This window comes from Paraburkholderia suaedae (assembly GCF_040812055.1).
In the GTDB taxonomy this organism is placed as follows: Bacteria; Pseudomonadota; Gammaproteobacteria; order Burkholderiales; family Burkholderiaceae; genus Paraburkholderia.
This window is the reverse complement of the sequence record NZ_JBFOAH010000022.1, coordinates 86,508-104,324: the sequence shown is the minus strand read 5'-3', so window position 1 is coordinate 104,324 and position 17,817 is coordinate 86,508. Positions and strand designations below refer to the sequence as shown.

Below are 17,817 nucleotides of genomic sequence, written 5' to 3'. Positions count from 1 at the left end.
ATGACGCGCGGCGATGAGAAATGACGAACGGCGATTCCTCCTAGGGAAAGTCCCTATGTTATGATGTTTAACCCATAAAATCAATGTATTATCGCGTGGCGATGGCTCATTTTGGGTGCACGTGTTTCGTCGCGTAGCGGTCAGCTTGCATACAGAACTTGAATCGATGAATTCGATAGTCTACTCTTCGCAGTCATCGGAAGCCGATTTGCATACAGCGAGTCCCTTCTCGCATCCAGACCACCTGGAGACAAGCCATGATGAGTTCCCAGCAAAACGAGACGATCACCCGCGTCGCCCAAGGCACGCCAGCCGGCAAGCTGTTGCGCAATTACTGGCAGCCGGTCGCATTAGTGGAGGAGTTGCCCACGCAGCGGCCAGTCCGCGCAGTACGGCTGATGGGCCAGGACTTTGTCGTGTTCAAGGACGAGCAGGGCCGCTACGGCATGCTCGATCGCGACTGCCCGCATCGCGGCGCGGACCTTGCCGCGGGACGTCTCGAAGCGGGCGGTCTGCGCTGCGCATTTCACGGCTGGCTCTTCGATGTCAACGGAAGCTGCCTGTCGACGCCCGGCGAGCCCGTCGGCAGCACGCTGTGCAAGAAGGTCAGGCAAAGCGCGTATCCGGTGGTCGAGCGCAGCGGCATCCTGTTCGCGTACATCGGAAGCGGCGAACCGCCTGCGTTTCCGAACTTCGACTGCTTCGCCGCGCCCAGCGAATACACGTTCGCGTTCAAGGGTCTCTTCGAGTGCAACTGGCTGCAGGCCCTGGAAGTCGGCATCGATCCCGCCCACGCATCGTTCCTGCATCGCTTTTTCGAAGACGAAGACGTGAGCGAAAGCTATGGCAAGCAGTTCCGCGGCGCGTCGGCGGACTCGGATATGCCGATCACCAAAGTGCTGCGCGAATACGAATCCCCCGAGATTCTGGTTAGTCCTGCAGACTATGGGCTTCGCCTGATCGCGAAGCGTCCGCTCAACGAAACGCAGACGCATGTTCGCGTGACCAACGTGGTGTTTCCGCAGGCGTTCGTCATTCCGATGAGTGCGGAGATGACGATCACGCAATGGCACGTGCCGGTGGATGACGAGAACTGCTACTGGTACGCCATTTTCATGAGCTTCGGCGCGCCGACCAACAAGGCGCAGATGCGCGAGCAACGGCTCGAACTGTACGAACTGCCCGATTACACGTCGCGCAAGAACAAACGCAATAACTACGGCTTCGATATCGACGAGCAGCAGAGCCAGACCTACACGGGAATGGGCTTTGACATCAACGTCCACGACCAGTGGGCCGTGGAATCGCAGGGCGTGATCCAGGACCGCACACGCGAGCATCTGGGTACGACCGACAAGGGCATCATCGCGTTCCGGCGTCTGCTCGTCGATGCGATCGAGAAGAGCCAGGCCGGCGCGAAGACGCTGATGATGATCGACGAACAGCAGGCGGCTCGCCTGACCGGACCGGCATCGATCGACGGCATCGGGCCCACCGACGGCTGGGACGACTACTGGAAGGCCTCCGACGCCAAGCGTCGGGATGCCGCGCCCTGGCCAGCGCCGAAAGCCTGAGGACGTATCCCGCAACCAGAATGGAGCGCGTGGCCGCTAAACTGCCGCGCGAAGCACAATGTCTTTCGTCGAAAACCATGGTTTGTGGACGCCCGCCCAGCATGCCGCCTACGCCGAACTGCTGGAACGCCTGAAAAAGCACGACGTGCAAGTGGTCCGCTTCTCGTTTCCCGATCAGCACGGACTGCTGCGCGGCAAGACGCTCGTCGTCGAAGAAGCGATTCGGGCATTCAAGTCCGGCGTCACGCTGACGAGCACACTGCTCGCCAAAGATACGTCGCACCGCACGGTGTTTCCCGTGTTCACCGCAGGCGGCGGCTTCGACATGCCCGAAATGCAGGGCGCGTGCGACACGCTGATGGTCGCCGATCCCGAAACCTTCCGCGTTCTGCCGTGGGCGCCGCATACGGGCTGGGTGCTGTGCGACCTTCACTTCGCGAGCGGCAGTCCCGTGCCTTTCGCGACGCGGCATCTGTTTCGCCGCGCGCTCGAACAGCTCGGCAATCGCGGCTTCGAATTCGTGTCCGGCCTCGAAGTCGAGTTTCATGTCTTCAAGGTCACCGATCCCAACATGAAGCCGGAGCACTCGGGTCAGCCGGGCACCCCGCCCGATGTCGAACTGCTATCGCACGGTTATCAGTATCTGACGGAGTTGCGTTACGACGCCGTCGATCATGTGATGGAAATGCTCAGGCACGGCATCGCGGGGCTCGAATTGCCTGTCCGGTCGCTCGAAGTCGAATACGGTCCGAGTCAGTTCGAGTTCACGTTTGCGCCGACCAAAGGCATCAGGAGCGCCGACGACATGATTCTGTTTCGCAGCGCCGTCAAGCAGATCTGCCAGCGCAACGGTTATCACGCCACCTTCATGTGCCGCCCGCGCATTCCCAATGTCGTGTCGAGCGGATGGCATCTGCACCAGTCGCTCGTGCATATCGCCGATGGCATCAACGCGTTCATGCCGACGAATGCCGACGCGCCGCTCTCGGCAATCGGGCAACGATATCTCGCGGGCGTGCTCGGGCACGCGCCGGGCGCCACGGCGTTGTCGACACCGACCATCAACGGCTATCGCCGTTATCGGCCTTATTCGAATGCGCCCGATCGCGCGAACTGGGGATGCGACAACCGCGGCGTGATGCTGCGCGTACTAGGCGGCCAGAACGATCCCGCCACGCGGGTCGAGAACCGCGTGGGGGAACCCACTGCGAATCCGTACCTGTACTTCGGATCGCAGGTGCTCTCGGGATTGGATGGCCTGCGGCGCGCGCTCGAGTTGCCGCCGTCCGCGGACACGCCCTACGAAACCGAGGCCAATGCACTGCCGCGCACGCTGGGTGATGCCATCGCCGCGCTGCGTACCGATGAGTGTCTGCGCGAAGGATTCGGCAGTGCGTTCATCGACTACTTCTGCAAGCTGAAAGAAGCGGAGATCAATCGATTCAATCTCGAAGTGACCGAGTGGGAACACCGGGAGTATTTCGAAACGTTCTGACGGGTTGCCCATCAAGGAGAGATGTCATGCCTATTGTCACTTACATTCTGCGCGACGGCGAACGCCGCGACATCGACGTGCCAGCCGGCACCAGCGTAATGGAAGCCGCCATTCACAACAACGTGCGCGGCATCGATGCGGAATGCGGCGGGTGTTTGTCGTGCGCGACCTGTCACGTGTATATCCACGCCTCGTCGACGGCAGAGCTTGCATTGCCGGACGAATCCGAACTGGAACTGCTCGACGGCGTTGCCGCCGAGCGTCGACCCGAGAGCCGTCTGAGTTGCCAGCTCGTCATGCCGGCCGGAATGAATGGACTGGTCGTGCAGATTCCCCCGAAGCAAGGGTGACATCATGAAACGCACGCTGGTGATCGTCGGCGCGTCATACGCGGGGGTGCAGCTCGCCGCGTCAGCGCGCGAACTCGGCTTCGATGGCCGTATCGTGCTGCTCGGCGACGAGCCGGATGCGCCTTACCAACGTCCGCCGCTGTCCAAGGGCTTTCTGACGGGCAGCTATGCAGAGAGCCGTTTGCCGCTGCGCTCGCAGGCGTTTTTTGACGAGGCGCGCATTGAATGGATGCCGTCGACGCGCGCAACATATATCGACCGCCGGCAGCGCGAGATCGAACTGCAGGACGGTTCACGGATCGCATACGACCATCTCGCGCTGACGACGGGCGCGCGCGTGCGCAAGCTCGATTGCCCGGGCGCCGCACTCGATGTCGTGCACTATCTTCGCGATCTGCGCGACGCGAGGCGGCTCGCGCAGGCGGCGCGCACGGCGCGGCGCGCGGTCGTGATCGGCGGCGGCTATATCGGTCTCGAGGCGGCAGCATCGCTGCGTCAGCAGGGCGTCGAAGTAAGCGTCGTCGAGACTGAAGCGCGTCTGCTTGCGCGTGTCGCGTCGCCGTGGATGTCGGACTTCATGGTGCAGGTTCACGTCGATCATGGCGTCGCCTTTGAATTCGGCCGCAAGGTCGTGGCGCTGCACGAGACGCGTGGCGGCGTCTGCGTGGAACTCGACGACGGCGCACGCTTGCCCTGCGATATCGTCGTGGTCGGCATTGGCGTCATTCCCAATACCGAGCTCGCCGCAGACTGCGGGTTGCAGGTGGCAGGGGGCATCCTGGTGGACGAAAGCGCGCGCACCAGCGACGCGTCGATCGTCGCCGCCGGCGATTGCGCTTCTTTCGTCCCGCATTGGGCGCCGCCCGGCACGCGCGCATGCCGCATCGAATCGGTACAGAATGCGAACGATATGGCCAAAACGGCAGCGGCATCGGTTCTCGGAAGACCGGAAGCCTATCGCGCGGTGCCGTGGTTCTGGTCCGATCAGTACGACCTGAAGCTGCAGATGGCGGGCGTGAACGCCGGCTTTACCGATTACGCGATGCACGGCATCGTCGAGGACAGGAAGTTCTCGCTGTTCTACTTCCGCGACGCCCAGCTGATCGCGGTGGACAGCATCAACCGGCCACAGGACCACATGCTCGCGCGCAAACTGCTCGCGAACGGCTCATCCGTGACGCCGGAAGACGTGCGCGACCCCGCATTCGACCTCAAGCGCCTCGCCAGTCCGGTCGCGCATGCGGCTCGAGGAGTCGCGCCATGAGCGTTTCACAACGCGGCCGTCCCCTCGTTGGAGTGGTGTGCGACCGCTTCTTTCTCGGCGAACATGATTTGCACGGGGCGAAGCACAGCTATGTCCGTGCGCTGATGTCAGCTGCGAACGTCAACCCCGTGCTGATTCCGGCATCGCGTGACATGCAATCGGTCGATGACTATCTCGACAGCGTGAGCGGACTGTTGCTTCCGGGCGGCGCATCGAACGTGGAAGCGCACAGGTACGGCGGCAACGCAAATCGCGACATGCTGGTCGATCCCGACCGCGATCACGTCGCGCTTGCCCTGATGCGCGGCGCGGCGGCGCGGGGGATGCCCGTTCTCGCCATCTGCCGCGGCTTTCAGGAAATGAATGTCGCTTTGGGCGGTACGCTTCACACGGACATTTACGCTGCCGGTCACGCCGAGGACCATCTGGAAGACCTCGCCGAAGATCTCCCCACGCGCTATCGATACCGCCACGAAGTCGAACTCACGCCCGCAGGCATGTTGTCCGCGCTCGCAAACGCTCGACACGTACGCGTCAATTCTCTGCATCGACAGGGTGTCGCCATGCTCGCGTCACGCCTTGTCGTGGAAGCTCGCGCACCGGATGGGTTGATCGAAGCCTGCCGCGTGGACGGACACGAATTTGCGCTTGGCGTGCAGTGGCACCCGGAAGTGATGGCGAATGACGATGCGCTGTCGCGTTCGATCTTCGAAGCGTTTGGCGAGAGTTGCCGCCGATACCGCCGTGCGACGCAGCTTTCGACCGTACCTCATGAGGCTTAGCATCATGTCAGTGGACCGCATCGACCTTAACCTGTTGCGCGTGTTCGACGCAGTCTTCGAAGACCGCAATCTCGCGCTTGCAGGCAAACGCCTGCACCTGAGCCAATCCGCGATCAGCCACGCGCTTGGACGCATGCGCCAGGTGCTCGGCGACGACCTGTTCGTGCGCACGGGCAAGGGCATGGAGCCGACCGTGCGCGCCATCGGCATGGCCGCCCACGTGCGCGGCGCGCTTCAGCAGATCCGGTCCGCGCTCGGCGTGGATGCGTTCGATCCGCGTGTGGCACGACGCAAGTTCGTCGTCGCGGCGAACGACTACATCACGTCGTTGGTGCTTGGCCGTCTCAGTCAGCGATTGTCCGCCGAGGCGCCGCTGGTCGATCTGGTGGTCCGGCCGGCGACGCGTCTCGATCTCGCGGGACAGATCGACGTCGGCCGGATCGATGTGGCGCTCGGCATATTCGCGGAACTGCCCACGCGCCTGCGCTCGGCCACGCTGTGGGAACAAACCGATGTGGTGCTGCTTCAGCGCGATCACCCCATCGCCGAGCGCGCGATCACGCGCAGCGATCTGCTCACTTATCCGCTCGTCGCGATCTCGCAGGGCGGCGAGGAAGAGGGTGCGGTGAGCGGCTTCATCGTCGAGCGCGGACTGGCGCGGCAGTCCGAGATGTTTAACCGCGATGCGCTGAACCGCGCATTTGCGGATTCAGCGGATATGCCGCGCATGCGCATGTCGGTTGCGCATTCGCTCGCCATTCCGGCGCTGCTTCGTCATAGCGACATGCTCGCGTTGGTGCCCTCGCCGCTTGGCCGTGAAATGCAGCGCCATGGCGAACTGAAAATGTGCGCGACGCCTTACGACTGCCCCAACGTCGCCGTGCGCGTGGTCTGGCACGAGCGCAACGACGCGGACCCCGCGCTGCAATGGCTGCGGCAACAGCTTGCCGATGTCGCGCGACAGGTCCGCTGCTACTGATCCGGTCCGTTCACGATCGCTATGCAAACAATTCACTGTGCGCCTGGATGGGCGCGCAGTCTCGCCAACGTCGTCGAAACGGCCTGAAACGCAGGTCTTCTTGATTCAACCAGGTACATCGCGCGACGCTTGCGACGCGGCGCGCTGCGCGATTGCGCGCCGCTTGCGTGCTTCACCGGGTTGTTGGCCATATTTGGCGCTCTTATCGTGGCCGCCTATAGATCGGCGAGGCACCCAGCAAACTGCTGGCGTGACGACGCCGACAGTTCAATCCCATCAGTGAGGATGCAATGGAAGAGACCCGGACTGTCGATATACAAGCGCTCGTCAACGAGCACCCTTTCTCGCGCTTTCAATGGCTCGTGTTTGCAATGTGCTTCGTCATCGTGCTGATGGATGGCTTCGACACGGCAGCGATCGGCTTTATCGCGCCTTCGCTGCTGTCGGAATGGCATATCGGCAAGGCGGCGCTCGTGCCTGTGCTCAGTGCCGCGCTGTTCGGGCTTGCGTGCGGCGCCTTGCTGTCAGGACCGCTGTCGGACCGATGCGGGCGACGCCTCGTGTTGACCTTGTCCGTGCTGCTGTTCGGCGTAGCGTGTTTCGCTTCGGCCTACGCCCGCGATCTGGCGGAGTTGACCACGCTGCGGTTTATTACGGGCATCGGACTCGGCGCTGCGATGCCAAACGCCGTGACGCTGATGAGTGAGTTCTGTCCGGACAGCCGACGCGCCACGATCGTCAATCTGATGTTCTGCGGCTTTCCGTTGGGCGCCGCGTTCGGCGGATTCATCGCGGCGTGGGTGATTCCGCAGTTCGGCTGGCGCAGTGTTCTGCTTTTCGGCGGCGCGGTGCCGTTGCTGCTGACTGTGCTGCTGGTGTTGCGCTTGCCCGAGTCGATCCGTTATATGGTCGCGCGGCAGCAGCCGGTGGAGAAGATCCGCAACGTGCTGGTTCGCATCACTGAGCACGCGCGGCTTGCCGATGCTTTCGTGATGCACGAATCCGTCAGGCATGTGCCGGGCAGCGGCGGCATACGTGTGGTGTTGTCGCGCACGTTCATTCTCGGTTCTGTGATGTTGTGGCTGTGCTACTTCATGGGTCTGGTCATCTTCTATGGACTCGTCAACTGGATGCCGGTCCTTCTCAAGGAGGCGGGATTGACTACGCAGCGCGCGGCACTCGTTTCCGCGCTATTTCCGCTGGGCGGCGTGGGGACGGTGCTATGCGGCATGCTGATGGATCGCTTCAATCCGAATCGTGTGGTGGCTGCCGCGTATGCGTTGGGCGCGATCAGCGTGTATGCGATCGGTCAGGCCACCGGCAACATGGGCCTGCTGATGGGCGCGGTGTTCGTCGCGGGCGTGCTGGTGAATACGGCGCAGGCGTCGATGCCCGCACTCGCTGCCGCGTTCTATCCAACGGCGGGGCGAGGCACAGGTGTGGCGTGGATGTTGGGCGTCGGGCGCTTTGGCGGTATTGCGGGCTCGTTTCTCGTCGCTCAGTTGTCGCGGCAGCACGTCAGTCTGCCGGGCATATTTACAGTGGTCGCGATGTCGGGCGCTGTGGCGTGCGTCGCGCTACTGATCAAGCAGGCGACGGGTTCGAGCGCAAACGCGTCCGAAGTTCCGGATGCCGAATCGCTCGCGCACTAGCGGTGAATGACTGAGGTTTGGCGCAATTGCGGCGAGCCTCGGATCGACGCTGCACCTTGAAACGAAACGGCATCTTGTCTTTGGGGTCGCACGATCAGCATACGGCGAGCGCGAGCGCTCGCGCCCAAAAGCCTGTTTTAACTTCGATCAGTCGGCGGTGGTGTGCACGCGACTCCATTGTTCAATCCGCGCCGAACCGTTCAAACCTCGCTTGAATCGATTTCATGTGGGCGCTCTCCCAGGATAGTGCCGGCGCAAATCGCATGCGCATCAGTCGATATGTCCCGCGTATAGCGACGTCCATAGAAAATTATATAAAGGCAAGTTCTATGGCTTCACGGCGGGCGCTTCCTGGTCGTTCGGACGCGATAGCACGGGCACGGGCAATTCCCCCGGGCAAGGCACCTGCGCAGGCCAGGTGCCCGGCGACGTCAACCAATGCCGCGAATGGAGCGCAATGCTCAAATACGACGGCACTTACTTCGGCGTTGCCACGGCTTACGACGTGCAACGCGGCAAGAAAAACGCGGCGGCGAACTTCTTCAATGGCGTGGCGCCGATTGGAATCGGCGGCAGCGGCGACAAGGATGCGCGTCTGCAGGCCAACGGGTACGTGAATTTCGCTGGCGTGAAGCTCGGCGGCGGGTGGATCGGGCGCCGCGTGCAATCGAACCAGGCGGACGGTGACGTGCGCTCCAATCTGTTTTACCTCGGCGCACAGTACTATGTGACGCCCACGTTCGCCGTCGACGGCGAAGCCTATCGCGTCGTGGTGCCGCAGCAGGACGCACGCGCCACGATGACGAGCCTGCGTGCCACGTACTTCCTGTCGAAGCGAACCGCCGTGTACGGCAACGTTGCGTATCTGTGGAACAGCGCACATGCGCGCTTTTCCGTCAGCGCGGGCGGGGGGGGGCACGACACCGGCGGCGGGGGTCGGGCAGCTCGGCGCGATGATAGGCGTTCGGCATTCATTCTAACGGGGCGGGCACGCGTCGGGCGCTTTCTCGTGCTGAACGAAAACATCGCAACTAGTGCGTCGATGGCAACCGGTAAAACCTAAATTGTTCTCATCGGCGATCAGGAGATCGCTGGATCTGGCGAGCACAGGGACCCGGTGACAGAAGTCACGGGGTCTTGCACAGGTTGACCGGAAATCTGTCAAAAGCGGCCGAGGCGCCGAACGTGAGCACGGTCAGCGTGCACCGGGCGCTGCATTCGCTCGACCAGGGTTACACCGCGCGCTGTTCACGCATGAAGGCCGCAACCTGAAGTCGACCGAAGCGGCGCAAATGCTCGCGGATGTGGCAAGAGATGGCGTCGCAGCTCGGCACAGGAATAGTCATTGCTGGCTCGCAGAAGCTATCCCGCCAGTCTTTCCATAACGAGGAACTGGATATGAGCGAATTCATCGATACGATCAGCGCGCTCGACCGCTGCGCGGCGGCGTGCGCCCAATGCGCGTCCGCGTGCATTGCCGAAGGGCAGCTTCCCGACATGGAAAAGTGCATCCGCCTAGATCTGGACTGCTCGGCGCTGTGCCGCTTCACGTCGGAGGCGCTCGCGCGTGAGACGCAATTCATGCGCGATTTCTGCGATCTGTGCGCCCGCATTTGCGATGCGTGCGCAGACGAATGCGGACGCCATCCCGCCGATCATTGCCGCGCGTGTAGCGATGCCTGCCGAGTCTGCGCGGAAGCATGCCGCGCGATGTGAGGGTGGAGCGTGGGCTGGAAGGGCGAGCCATATGCGCGCCTCATCCCGGCGCTGCGCCACGGCACGTTTCCTGCGCCCTCGCGAATGTTCACACTGACATGGAGTTCACATGCCTACCGAATCCGCACGCCCGACGCCGCCGCGTCAAACCGAAACCGATCCAACCGCAGGGGACAGACGTCTGAGCGAGCAACAGAAAGATTCGCTGACGAACGAACCCGCTCCGCCCAAACCGGGTCGCGGCCACGAACTGCCGGACCCGAAGGACGTGGGCGAAGCGGGCTAGACAGGGCCAGCGACGCGGCCGAGCGGCGGCGTTCTGCCGGGTCGCCGCCGTACGCCAGACGATCTGCCGGTGCGGCAGCCGCTGCCGCGCCCGCTCAGCCGCCCGGTCGCATGTCGGCTGCGTCGGCGAACGCGGTCTGGCCGTCTCCGCGCGTCTTCGCGCGGTACATCGCGCTGTCGGCAGCGCGCATCGCGCTGCGGGCATCGAGAGGCGCGGCACCGGTCGCTTTCGCGAGCATGCACACGCCAATGCTGCCGGACACGGCGACAGGATGGCCGCCGGCGGTCCGCACATTGCCGAGAATCGCGTGAATGCTGTCGGCAATGCTGAGCGCGCCTTGCTTGTCATGGACGTGGTGGGCCAGCACCACGAATTCGTCGCCGCCGAGGCGAGCGAGCGTGTCGCCACGCCGCATGCGGTTCATCAGGGCCGTGGCGAAGCTCCGAAGCAATTCGTCCCCCACCGTGTGTCCGTGGGTGTCGTTGACTTCCTTGAAGCCGTCCAGGTCGATCAGAAGCAACGCGGTTCGACTCGCCTCGCCATCGCGAGCGGCGAGCGTGCGCCCAATGGCCTGTTCGAGCCGGACGCGATTGCCCAGTCCTGTCAACGGGTCGGTAGCAGCCTGCTTTGTCAGTCGGTGCACCAGCACCGCCAAATAGAGCGAGGTGGCCGCCACGCTGGAGGCCACGCCCAAACCCAGCGTGATGTTATTGCGCCACCACGGTTGCCAGAGGGTGAGGCCCGCGAAACCTGCGAGCGCGACCGCACACGACAAGCCCAGCATGCGTTGCCCATAGCGACAGCCGGCGCCCACCAGGAACCAGAATATGACCCACAGTAGCGGGAGCGTGGCCTGGCCGCCAACCGCCAGAGCCGTTATCACCGTGGCCTGGTCGACCAGCGTGGTCAGCGTCAAGCGCAGACGCGAGCGCACCGGCGCCCGGCTGACGGCCACGAACGTGGCCACTCCGAACGTCACATAGAACGCGACTACCGCGAGCGTCGCAAAAGCGTTTCTCGAGCGGAAAACAAACGCGGCAGCGAGGTACGCAAGAAGCACGAGGGTGCCGAGCGACATACGCAGGACCGCTTGCTCCTTCTCGGGATTCTCCCGATGCGCGCCAAAAACCGCCTGCCAGGGCCAAGAATGAGAATCCGCCGCGCTCATGCCAGCCACCCCGCCTGAATCTGAAATTTATTGGCGGGTAGTTTAACTCGGGCGAGCGTCTCGACGACGAGAGACTGGCTGACAGCGCAGAGCAGAATCAGCGACCCGGTGGCCGACCGGCCTCGCGCTAGAGACGGTTCGGGAACGTACCGGCTATGCGGTGCCCTGGCTGACTCTGGCGACTCCCCGATCACCCTGCGCGCCGGGTTTTATCGCCTGCTTTCGATGCTTTCGACACCAGTCATTGCCCCGCGATCGACCTCGCGATCTGGTCGGCCAGTTGTCCCAAAACATCGCTGAGTGCAGCAGCCTGGCCCGCCGCGTCGCGCTCCGACATCGTTGAGCTGAGCGTTGTCTCGCGCGTCAATGTCGTGCGGGAAGGATGTCCCGCCAACAGCGTCCAGGCCGCCTGTAAAGTCAACTTCCCGCTTGCATCGGCTTCGGAATTCAGCACGGTGACGACCAGCGTGCGGGTGTCGGCCGGCGCCGGCGCGTCCGGCAGGATGAAAGAGCCTGCGGGCAAGCGCGTCATCAGATTCTGCGCCAGGGTCCGGCGCATCATTTGCGCGAGCGGTGCGCCCCACCGGTCTGTTTCGTCGACCGCCAGCCGGTTCGGTGAGACTTGCGTGACGACTTCCGGCCGATCGAGCTCGGCGGGAATGTGGACCGCAGTCAGCTGAATGGGCTGAAGTTGGACCGTTGCCAGCGGCGCGGCAGCGGGCGACGCGTTTAGCGTCACATAGCGCGTCGGCGGGCTGTGCCCGCATCCCGCCATGGTCGTACTGGTCAGCGCGACCGCTATCGCTGCGAGCGCTACAGGCGCGGTCCTGTGTGCAGCCCACGGCCGGCGGGACGGGTGCGCGGGTCTGCGCGTCATGGTCGTTCCTCCTGCCTGCCCCGAACCAGCGCTTCCGGATGGCGATCGAGATAGTCGGCCAGCGCACGGATCGAGCGTGCCGTATCGGTGAGCTCACGCAACGCGGCGGGCAGGTCGTTTTGGCTCGCCGCGTCGCCTCCCAGCGTGTGATTCGCGGCAGCGACGGCCTGATCGGCCGAGTTCGCCGTCTCGCGCAGTTGCGCGACGAGCGGTCCGATTTGCGGCGATACCTGCTGTAGCGTGCGATCGACCTCCGTCACGGCCCGGTCGATGTGCGTGATGCTGTCCTTGATCTGCGGCGAGGCAGTCAGCGCGTTCACGTGTGCTGCGATGCTGCGCACCTGTTCTCCGGTTTCCTTGATCGGAAGACTGTTGATCTTCTTGATGACCTGATCTGCCCGTGACGCGATTGCGTCCATGTCGGAGGACGCGACGCTGGGAATCACCGGCGTACCGTTTTGCGCAGTGAGCGCTGCGCTCGACGCGTCGCTCACGAAGTCGAGGCTGACGAGGCGCGGCCCGACGAGCGGCGGATTCTGCGCGAGACGCGCGCGCAGTCCCTGCGCGACGAGTCGCGCGAGCATGCCGTCAACGACGGGTCGCCAGTCGCCGTTGGCCGGCGGCGGAGCGCCGACGATACCGAGCGCCGACGGATCGAGTGCGATGCGCACCGGCGTGCTGAGCGCGCCCGTAGTGGCGTCGTAGCTCAGGTGCACACTCACCACGGTCCCCACATGAAAACCGCGCAACTCCACGGCGGCGCCATCGTCGAGATCGCCCACCGCGCCGTCGAAGCGCACCATGTAGGCGACGACCGGGCCATGCCGTGGCGCGAGCGCCGGTCGCCGATCGGTGCCTACGAAGTGTTCCGTGGGCTTGCCCGGCCCGGGCTCCATCACGATTTCCGGTCCGGCCACCAGCGCTTTGATCGACGACAGATCGTTGAAGTCAGGCTGTGCACCGCGCAGATAAAACTTCGTGCCGCCGAGCAGATATTTTTTTTCAGCACTGTCGATCTTGAGCTTGGCGTCAACGTGCTGCCCGTCGGGCGCGAGCGCGATCTCGGAGACGCTGCCCACGTTGAGGCCGCGCAGCGTGACCTTGGTATCGTCGGGCTTCATCCCGTAGGCGTTGTCGAACGTCACCGTGACGGTTTCGCCGCCGTGTACGAGCGCACGGATGCCGAGCCATCCCGCCACGCCGATTGCCGCGATCGGAACCGCCCAGATCCAGCCCGGCCACGCGCTGTGCCGGACTTCGGCCTGCGTGCGCCGCAAGCGCATCGCGTTCACGGCCGTCTCCTCGTAGCGGCGTCCCACATCATTCGCGGGTCGAACGCACGCGAGGCCGCCATCGTCAGAAATACGACGAGCGCGAAAGCCGTTGCCCCGATTCCCGGTCTTGCCGTGGCGATACCGTCGAAACGGATCAAAGGGATGAACGCGGCGATCGTAAAGACGTCGACGTTCGACCATCGTCCCAGTTCGTCGATCCATCGGTACAGATGCGCTTTCATACGCAAATGCCTGCGCGACCCGCGCTTGACCGAGACGATGAACCACCCCATGCCGACGAGTTTCGCTACCGGTATGACGATGCTCGTGCAGAAGATGAGAATGCCAAGGGGCCACAGGCCCGCATGAAACAGCTGGTACACGCCATCGACGATGCGATGCGATACGTCCTTGCCCAGTTGAGTCGAGAAAGTCATCGGATACAGGTTCGCGGGCAGCGTCAGCACCATCGCCGCGAGCGACAGGGCGCTCGCCCGCACGATGGCGTCGGGCTTGCGCCACAGCAGCTTGTGTCCGCAGCGTGGGCACCGTCTGCCTTCATGGGAGGCCGGCTCGACGAGGTCGCACACGGTGCACGAGAGCGCCGGTTCGTCTTGCGCGAGTTCATGTTCGTGGCCGATTGCACGCCAGACCGTGCGCCGGTCGAGCGATGCGCGCGTGATCATCGACATCAAGGCTGTGGCAACGAAGCAATAGCCGCCCGCGCCGATCGTGCCGGTCAGATCTTGCGTCACACGCGCGTATCCGACAAAACAGCCGACCAGATACACGTCGGGCATTGCCCAGACATCGAGCAGGTAGGCCCAGCGAAAGAGCGCGCCCATGCCCCGGAAGCGCCGGTCGAACCGGACTGCACAGAGGACGAGGGTGAGCGCGCCGAAGCGCACGAACGGCAGAACGATGCCGAACGCACCCAGCAGTACTGCGAGGATGACCCACCCCCCGTTCCACATTGCGACGATGCCTGACGAAAGCACGGAGGCGCGCTCGGCGCCGAGCATCTGCACAGTCATCAGGGGTGCCAGGTTGGCTGGAAAGAGCAGGACGAAGGTCGTCGCTGCGCAGGCCAATGCGGAGCTCACATTGCGCCCGCTGCGGCGTTCGAGCGGATATTGGCAGACTCGGCAACGTGCGAGGGTGCGCGCGGTCAGCGGGGGGATTTCCGCCAGCGCTCCGCATTCTGGGCAGCCGATAGTCATGGGAATTCGCCTTCTCCAATAGCCGTTCTTTAGCTTCGCTTAGCATGGTTCATTCCTGCTCCGAACGTCGAGCGAAGCTATCGAGGCGGTATGAGAGGGGTGCCTTTGATCGCTGCGGCGGTAGCGCTTGCGAGGACGCACGAAGTGCGATAGCGGGTCGATACAAACCGGTCGCAGCCGTCACTGCGGCGTGCCCGCGCAACGGCGCGCGCCCCGGCCTACATCAACGTCGGCCACTCGAAGATCGTGCGAGCGTGCGTTGCATCGGAGATGCGTACCTCGCGACGCTCGGTTTTACCGCTATACGTCGCGCTCACGTTGTATCGTCCGGGCGGCAAGGACACCAGCATGAACGGCCCATCCGAGTTCGTGCTAAGCAGGTCCTTGCCGTGCGAGTCGGAAATCGTCACGGGCACGTCGGCGAGATAGTCGTTTCCGTAGCTCGTCTTGCCGACGAATTCGAGCACGAGCGGATACCGATGCATCGCGCTTTGAATGCTGAAGACTGGTCGCTTCCGATTCCGCCTGATACGCGATGTCCGCTTCTGGGAATCTCTGACGCACGTCCTTCGATGAATACGTGCGCGCGGTCAGCCGGGAATCCGCCGCTCGGAAAGGGTAGACCCGAATCGCAAAATCGGAAGAAGCATTACGGCTGTCGCAATTCTGCGGCGAGCGATCGTTTCAAGCCCCTCTCCGGCCGGCATCCGACGCACGAGCCGAACACGATTTTGCTGCTCTGCACGATGAAATGCGCGCGAACCGGCTACTCGTTATTACCGATGTGGTGCACAAAATCCGAGTGATACTGTTGTGTGCGCACCCTTCAAAGCTGCGGTGTGCCCGGCAGATGTCCCCAACGATCGCAGAGAATCGGAGAACATGATGGCCAGCAACAGAACATGGCGGGGCCTGTTTCGCGTCGTCGCGACGGGTACGGTGGCCGCGGGGCTGGGCGTCGCGGCCAGCGCATATGCAGCGGGGGAACCGATCAGGATCGGTGTGATCAGCGAGGAGTCCGCGGTCGCGGGCGCCTCCATCAGCAAGTCCGCGCAACTGGCCGCGGACGAGATCAACGCGCACGGCGGCGTCGATGGCCGGCCCATCCAGATCATCGCGTATGACGATCATTCGTCCGCGTCCGACGGCGTTCGCGCATTCCAGCGGGCCGCGACGCAGGACAAGGTGGTCGCGATAATCGGCAGCTATATCAGTGAAGTGGCGCTCGCCATGGAGCCCTGGTCAGCGCGGCTGAAGATGCCGTTCGTTACGCCGGGCGCGGCGAGCAACGACATCTCGAAGCACGTCCACGACGACTACGATCACTACAAATACACGTTCCACGGCTGGATGACGTCGGCCTTCATCGCGCAATCGATCTGCGATTTCTCGCACGACATTCTGGTCGGCCAGTTCAAGATGAAAACGACCGTCGTCATGAGCGAAGACGCCGCATGGACCAAACCGCTCGACGAACGCTTCCTGGAGTGTTTGCCCAAGGCGGGCCTGCAGGTGCTCGATCACATTCGCTTCAACCCGGACACGTCGGACTTTACGCCGATCTTCAACCAGATCGAGGCGAAGCATCCCGATACGATCACGACCGGCATCAGCCATGTCGGCGTGCAGCCCACCGTGCAATGGCACGACCAGCAGGTGCCGATTCCGCTCTCGGGGCAGAGTTCGCAAGCCACTACCACGAGCTTCTGGAAGGACACGAACGGCGCGACGGACGGCGTGATCACGGCGTCCGCAGCCGCGCCGGGCGTTGCCATGACGCCGAAGACCGTGCCCTTCGTCGACGCCTATCAAAAGCAATTCGGTGTGTCGCCCGCGTATTGCGGCTTTACGAGCTATGACCTCGTGTACATCCTCGCGGATGCGATCAAGCGCAACAAAGGCTCGACCGATCCGGACCAGATGGTCGATGCGCTCGAGAAGACCGACTATGTCGGCACGATCGGCCGCTGGCAGTTCTATGGCAGGAACGATCAGTTCACGCATGCGCTCAAGTACGGGCCCGGCTACATCACGGGCATCAACCTGCAATGGCAGGGTGGCAAGCAGGTAGCGATCTGGCCGAAGTCCGTGGCGAACGGCACGGTCAAATTCCCGACTTTCGTCAAGGTGCACCAGACGGCATCGAACTAGCGCACGCAATGAGAGTGCACTGCCGCCGACGTGGGCGTTACCCCTCATCGGCGGCTGATACTGTCTGCCACCGCCGGGACTACGGCGACTGCTCAGACAGTCCATGCATCGATTCACCCATCGACATGAAGGGCCGGGCATGCTGCCACTGCAGATTCTCATCGACGGCTTTGCGATCAGTTCCCTCTACGCACTGGGCGCGATTGGCTTCACGCTGATATTCGGCGTGTCCGGCGTGCTCAATCTCGCGCATGGCGGCGTGATGCTGGTGGCGGCATTGGCCGGCTGGTTTCTCGCCGGCGAAGGGGGCCTCGGCACCTATCTGGGCACGCCGCTCGGCGTGCTCGCCGGTATGGTCACCGCCTACATCACCTATCTGATGGTGGTGCGGCCTATCCAGCGTTCCGCCGCGATTCCGCGCGAGGAGAAAGAGATCTTCGTGCTCACGGGCACGCTGCTGTGGGGCATCATGATCCAGCAAGGGATGGCGTGGCTCTTCTCCGACAACCCCGTGACGATGCGTCCGCTGATCCAGGGTGTCGCGACGCTCGGCGGGGTGCGCGTGCCGTTCAACGAGATCATGATCGCGGTGCTCTGCTGGGTGGTGATCGGACTGCTGTGGCTGTTCGTGAACCGCACGCGGCTCGGCAAGGCGCTGCTCGCGGCGTCGATGAACCCGCGCGGACTCACGCTGCTCGGCTTCGAACTCTCGCGCATCTATCTGCTCGCGTGGACCATTTACGGCGTGCTGGCGGGCATCGCGGGCGTGCTGCTCGCGTCCTTTCTCGGTGTGAGCACGAACAATGCCGGTCAACTCACCGCGAGCGCGTTCTCGATTGTCGTACTGGGCGGACTGGGCAGCGTGTCGGGCTCGCTGATGGCCGCGTATGTGGTCGGGTATCTGGAGACCATCACCGCCTATCTGGTCGCGCCCACGCTGCGCCCGCTTCCCGCGTTGCTGCTGCTGGTGCTCGTCGTATATGTGCGGCCTCAAGGCTTTCTTGGGCGGCGTTAGCGGAGCGCATCCTC

General features: G+C 63.5%; 16 protein-coding genes and 2 pseudogenes. 13 read left to right on the top strand and 5 right to left on the bottom strand.

Annotation, left to right across the window (positions count from 1 at the left end; genetic code table 11):
• Nucleotides 1-257 precede the first annotated feature (257 nt).
• From ABQJ48_RS26255 to ABQJ48_RS26205, 11 genes and pseudogenes are all read left to right on the top strand, one after another.
• Nucleotides 258-1,574, top strand: coding sequence for a Rieske 2Fe-2S domain-containing protein (locus ABQJ48_RS26255; RefSeq protein WP_367840881.1), 1,317 nt, complete (start codon nt 258-260; stop codon nt 1,572-1,574).
• Nucleotides 1,575-1,632: 58 nt separating this feature from the next.
• Nucleotides 1,633-3,069, top strand: a complete 1,437-nt coding sequence (locus ABQJ48_RS26250) for a glutamine synthetase family protein (protein WP_367840880.1) — start codon at nt 1,633-1,635, stop codon at nt 3,067-3,069.
• A 26-nt stretch (nt 3,070-3,095) separates the two neighbouring features.
• A complete protein-coding gene (locus ABQJ48_RS26245) occupies nt 3,096-3,419 on the top strand; it encodes a 2Fe-2S iron-sulfur cluster-binding protein (RefSeq protein ID WP_367840879.1) in 324 nt (107 codons plus the stop codon).
• A 4-nt stretch (nt 3,420-3,423) separates the two neighbouring features.
• Nucleotides 3,424-4,683 carry an NAD(P)/FAD-dependent oxidoreductase gene (locus ABQJ48_RS26240; RefSeq protein WP_367840878.1) on the top strand — a complete coding sequence of 420 codons (1,260 nt, stop codon included), beginning with the start codon at nt 3,424-3,426 and terminating at the stop codon, nt 4,681-4,683.
• A complete protein-coding gene (locus ABQJ48_RS26235; protein ID WP_367840877.1) occupies nt 4,680-5,465 on the top strand; it encodes a gamma-glutamyl-gamma-aminobutyrate hydrolase family protein in 786 nt (261 codons plus the stop codon). Before ABQJ48_RS26240 ends, ABQJ48_RS26235 begins: the two co-directional genes overlap by 4 nt.
• Nucleotides 5,466-5,469: 4 nt before the next feature.
• The gene (locus tag ABQJ48_RS26230; protein WP_367840876.1) at nt 5,470-6,444 is read left to right on the top strand and encodes a LysR family transcriptional regulator; all 975 of its coding nucleotides are present in this window, start codon (nt 5,470-5,472) and stop codon (nt 6,442-6,444) included.
• Between the two features lie 290 nt (nt 6,445-6,734).
• Complete coding sequence (locus tag ABQJ48_RS26225; protein ID WP_367840875.1) at nt 6,735-8,096, top strand: MFS transporter; 1,362 nt, start codon at nt 6,735-6,737, stop codon at nt 8,094-8,096.
• 313 nt (nt 8,097-8,409) lie between these two features.
• A pseudogene (locus tag ABQJ48_RS26220) lies at nt 8,410-9,076 on the top strand (porin); the annotation flags it as partial.
• Between the two features lie 169 nt (nt 9,077-9,245).
• A pseudogene (locus tag ABQJ48_RS26215) lies at nt 9,246-9,412 on the top strand (helix-turn-helix domain-containing protein); the annotation flags it as partial.
• Between the two features lie 82 nt (nt 9,413-9,494).
• Nucleotides 9,495-9,812: a four-helix bundle copper-binding protein gene (locus tag ABQJ48_RS26210; protein ID WP_367840874.1), complete on the top strand. Its 318-nt coding sequence runs from the start codon at nt 9,495-9,497 to the stop codon at nt 9,810-9,812.
• 109 nt (nt 9,813-9,921) lie between these two features.
• Entirely contained in the window at nt 9,922-10,098 is a 177-nt protein-coding gene (locus tag ABQJ48_RS26205) for a hypothetical protein (protein WP_367840873.1), read from the top strand.
• Nucleotides 10,099-10,192: 94 nt separating this feature from the next.
• Here ABQJ48_RS26205 and ABQJ48_RS26200 read toward each other — a convergent pair whose 3' ends face one another.
• The 5 genes from ABQJ48_RS26200 to ABQJ48_RS26180 all read right to left on the bottom strand — a co-directional run bounded on the left by ABQJ48_RS26200 (nt 10,193) and on the right by ABQJ48_RS26180 (nt 15,122).
• Nucleotides 10,193-11,176, bottom strand: coding sequence for a diguanylate cyclase domain-containing protein (locus ABQJ48_RS26200; protein WP_367840872.1), 984 nt, complete (start codon nt 11,174-11,176; stop codon nt 10,193-10,195).
• 331 nt (nt 11,177-11,507) lie between these two features.
• A complete protein-coding gene (locus tag ABQJ48_RS26195; protein WP_473094188.1) occupies nt 11,508-12,143 on the bottom strand; it encodes a PqiC family protein in 636 nt (211 codons plus the stop codon).
• Complete coding sequence (locus tag ABQJ48_RS26190) at nt 12,140-13,426, bottom strand: MlaD family protein (RefSeq protein ID WP_473094190.1); 1,287 nt, start codon at nt 13,424-13,426, stop codon at nt 12,140-12,142. Before ABQJ48_RS26190 ends, ABQJ48_RS26195 begins: the two co-directional genes overlap by 4 nt.
• A gap of 5 nt (nt 13,427-13,431) precedes the next feature.
• On the bottom strand, nt 13,432-14,637 hold the full coding sequence (locus ABQJ48_RS26185) for a paraquat-inducible protein A (protein WP_367840870.1): 1,206 nt from the start codon (nt 14,635-14,637) through the stop codon (nt 13,432-13,434).
• 218 nt (nt 14,638-14,855) lie between these two features.
• Entirely contained in the window at nt 14,856-15,122 is a 267-nt protein-coding gene (locus ABQJ48_RS26180) for a carboxypeptidase-like regulatory domain-containing protein (protein ID WP_367840869.1), read from the bottom strand.
• Nucleotides 15,123-15,522: 400 nt separating this feature from the next.
• Here ABQJ48_RS26180 and ABQJ48_RS26175 point away from each other — a divergent pair, with 400 nt between their 5' ends.
• Nucleotides 15,523-16,788 carry an ABC transporter substrate-binding protein gene (locus ABQJ48_RS26175; RefSeq protein WP_367840868.1) on the top strand — a complete coding sequence of 422 codons (1,266 nt, stop codon included), beginning with the start codon at nt 15,523-15,525 and terminating at the stop codon, nt 16,786-16,788.
• A gap of 139 nt (nt 16,789-16,927) precedes the next feature.
• Nucleotides 16,928-17,803 carry a branched-chain amino acid ABC transporter permease gene (locus tag ABQJ48_RS26170; protein WP_367840867.1) on the top strand — a complete coding sequence of 292 codons (876 nt, stop codon included), beginning with the start codon at nt 16,928-16,930 and terminating at the stop codon, nt 17,801-17,803.
• Nucleotides 17,804-17,817 lie beyond the last annotated feature (14 nt).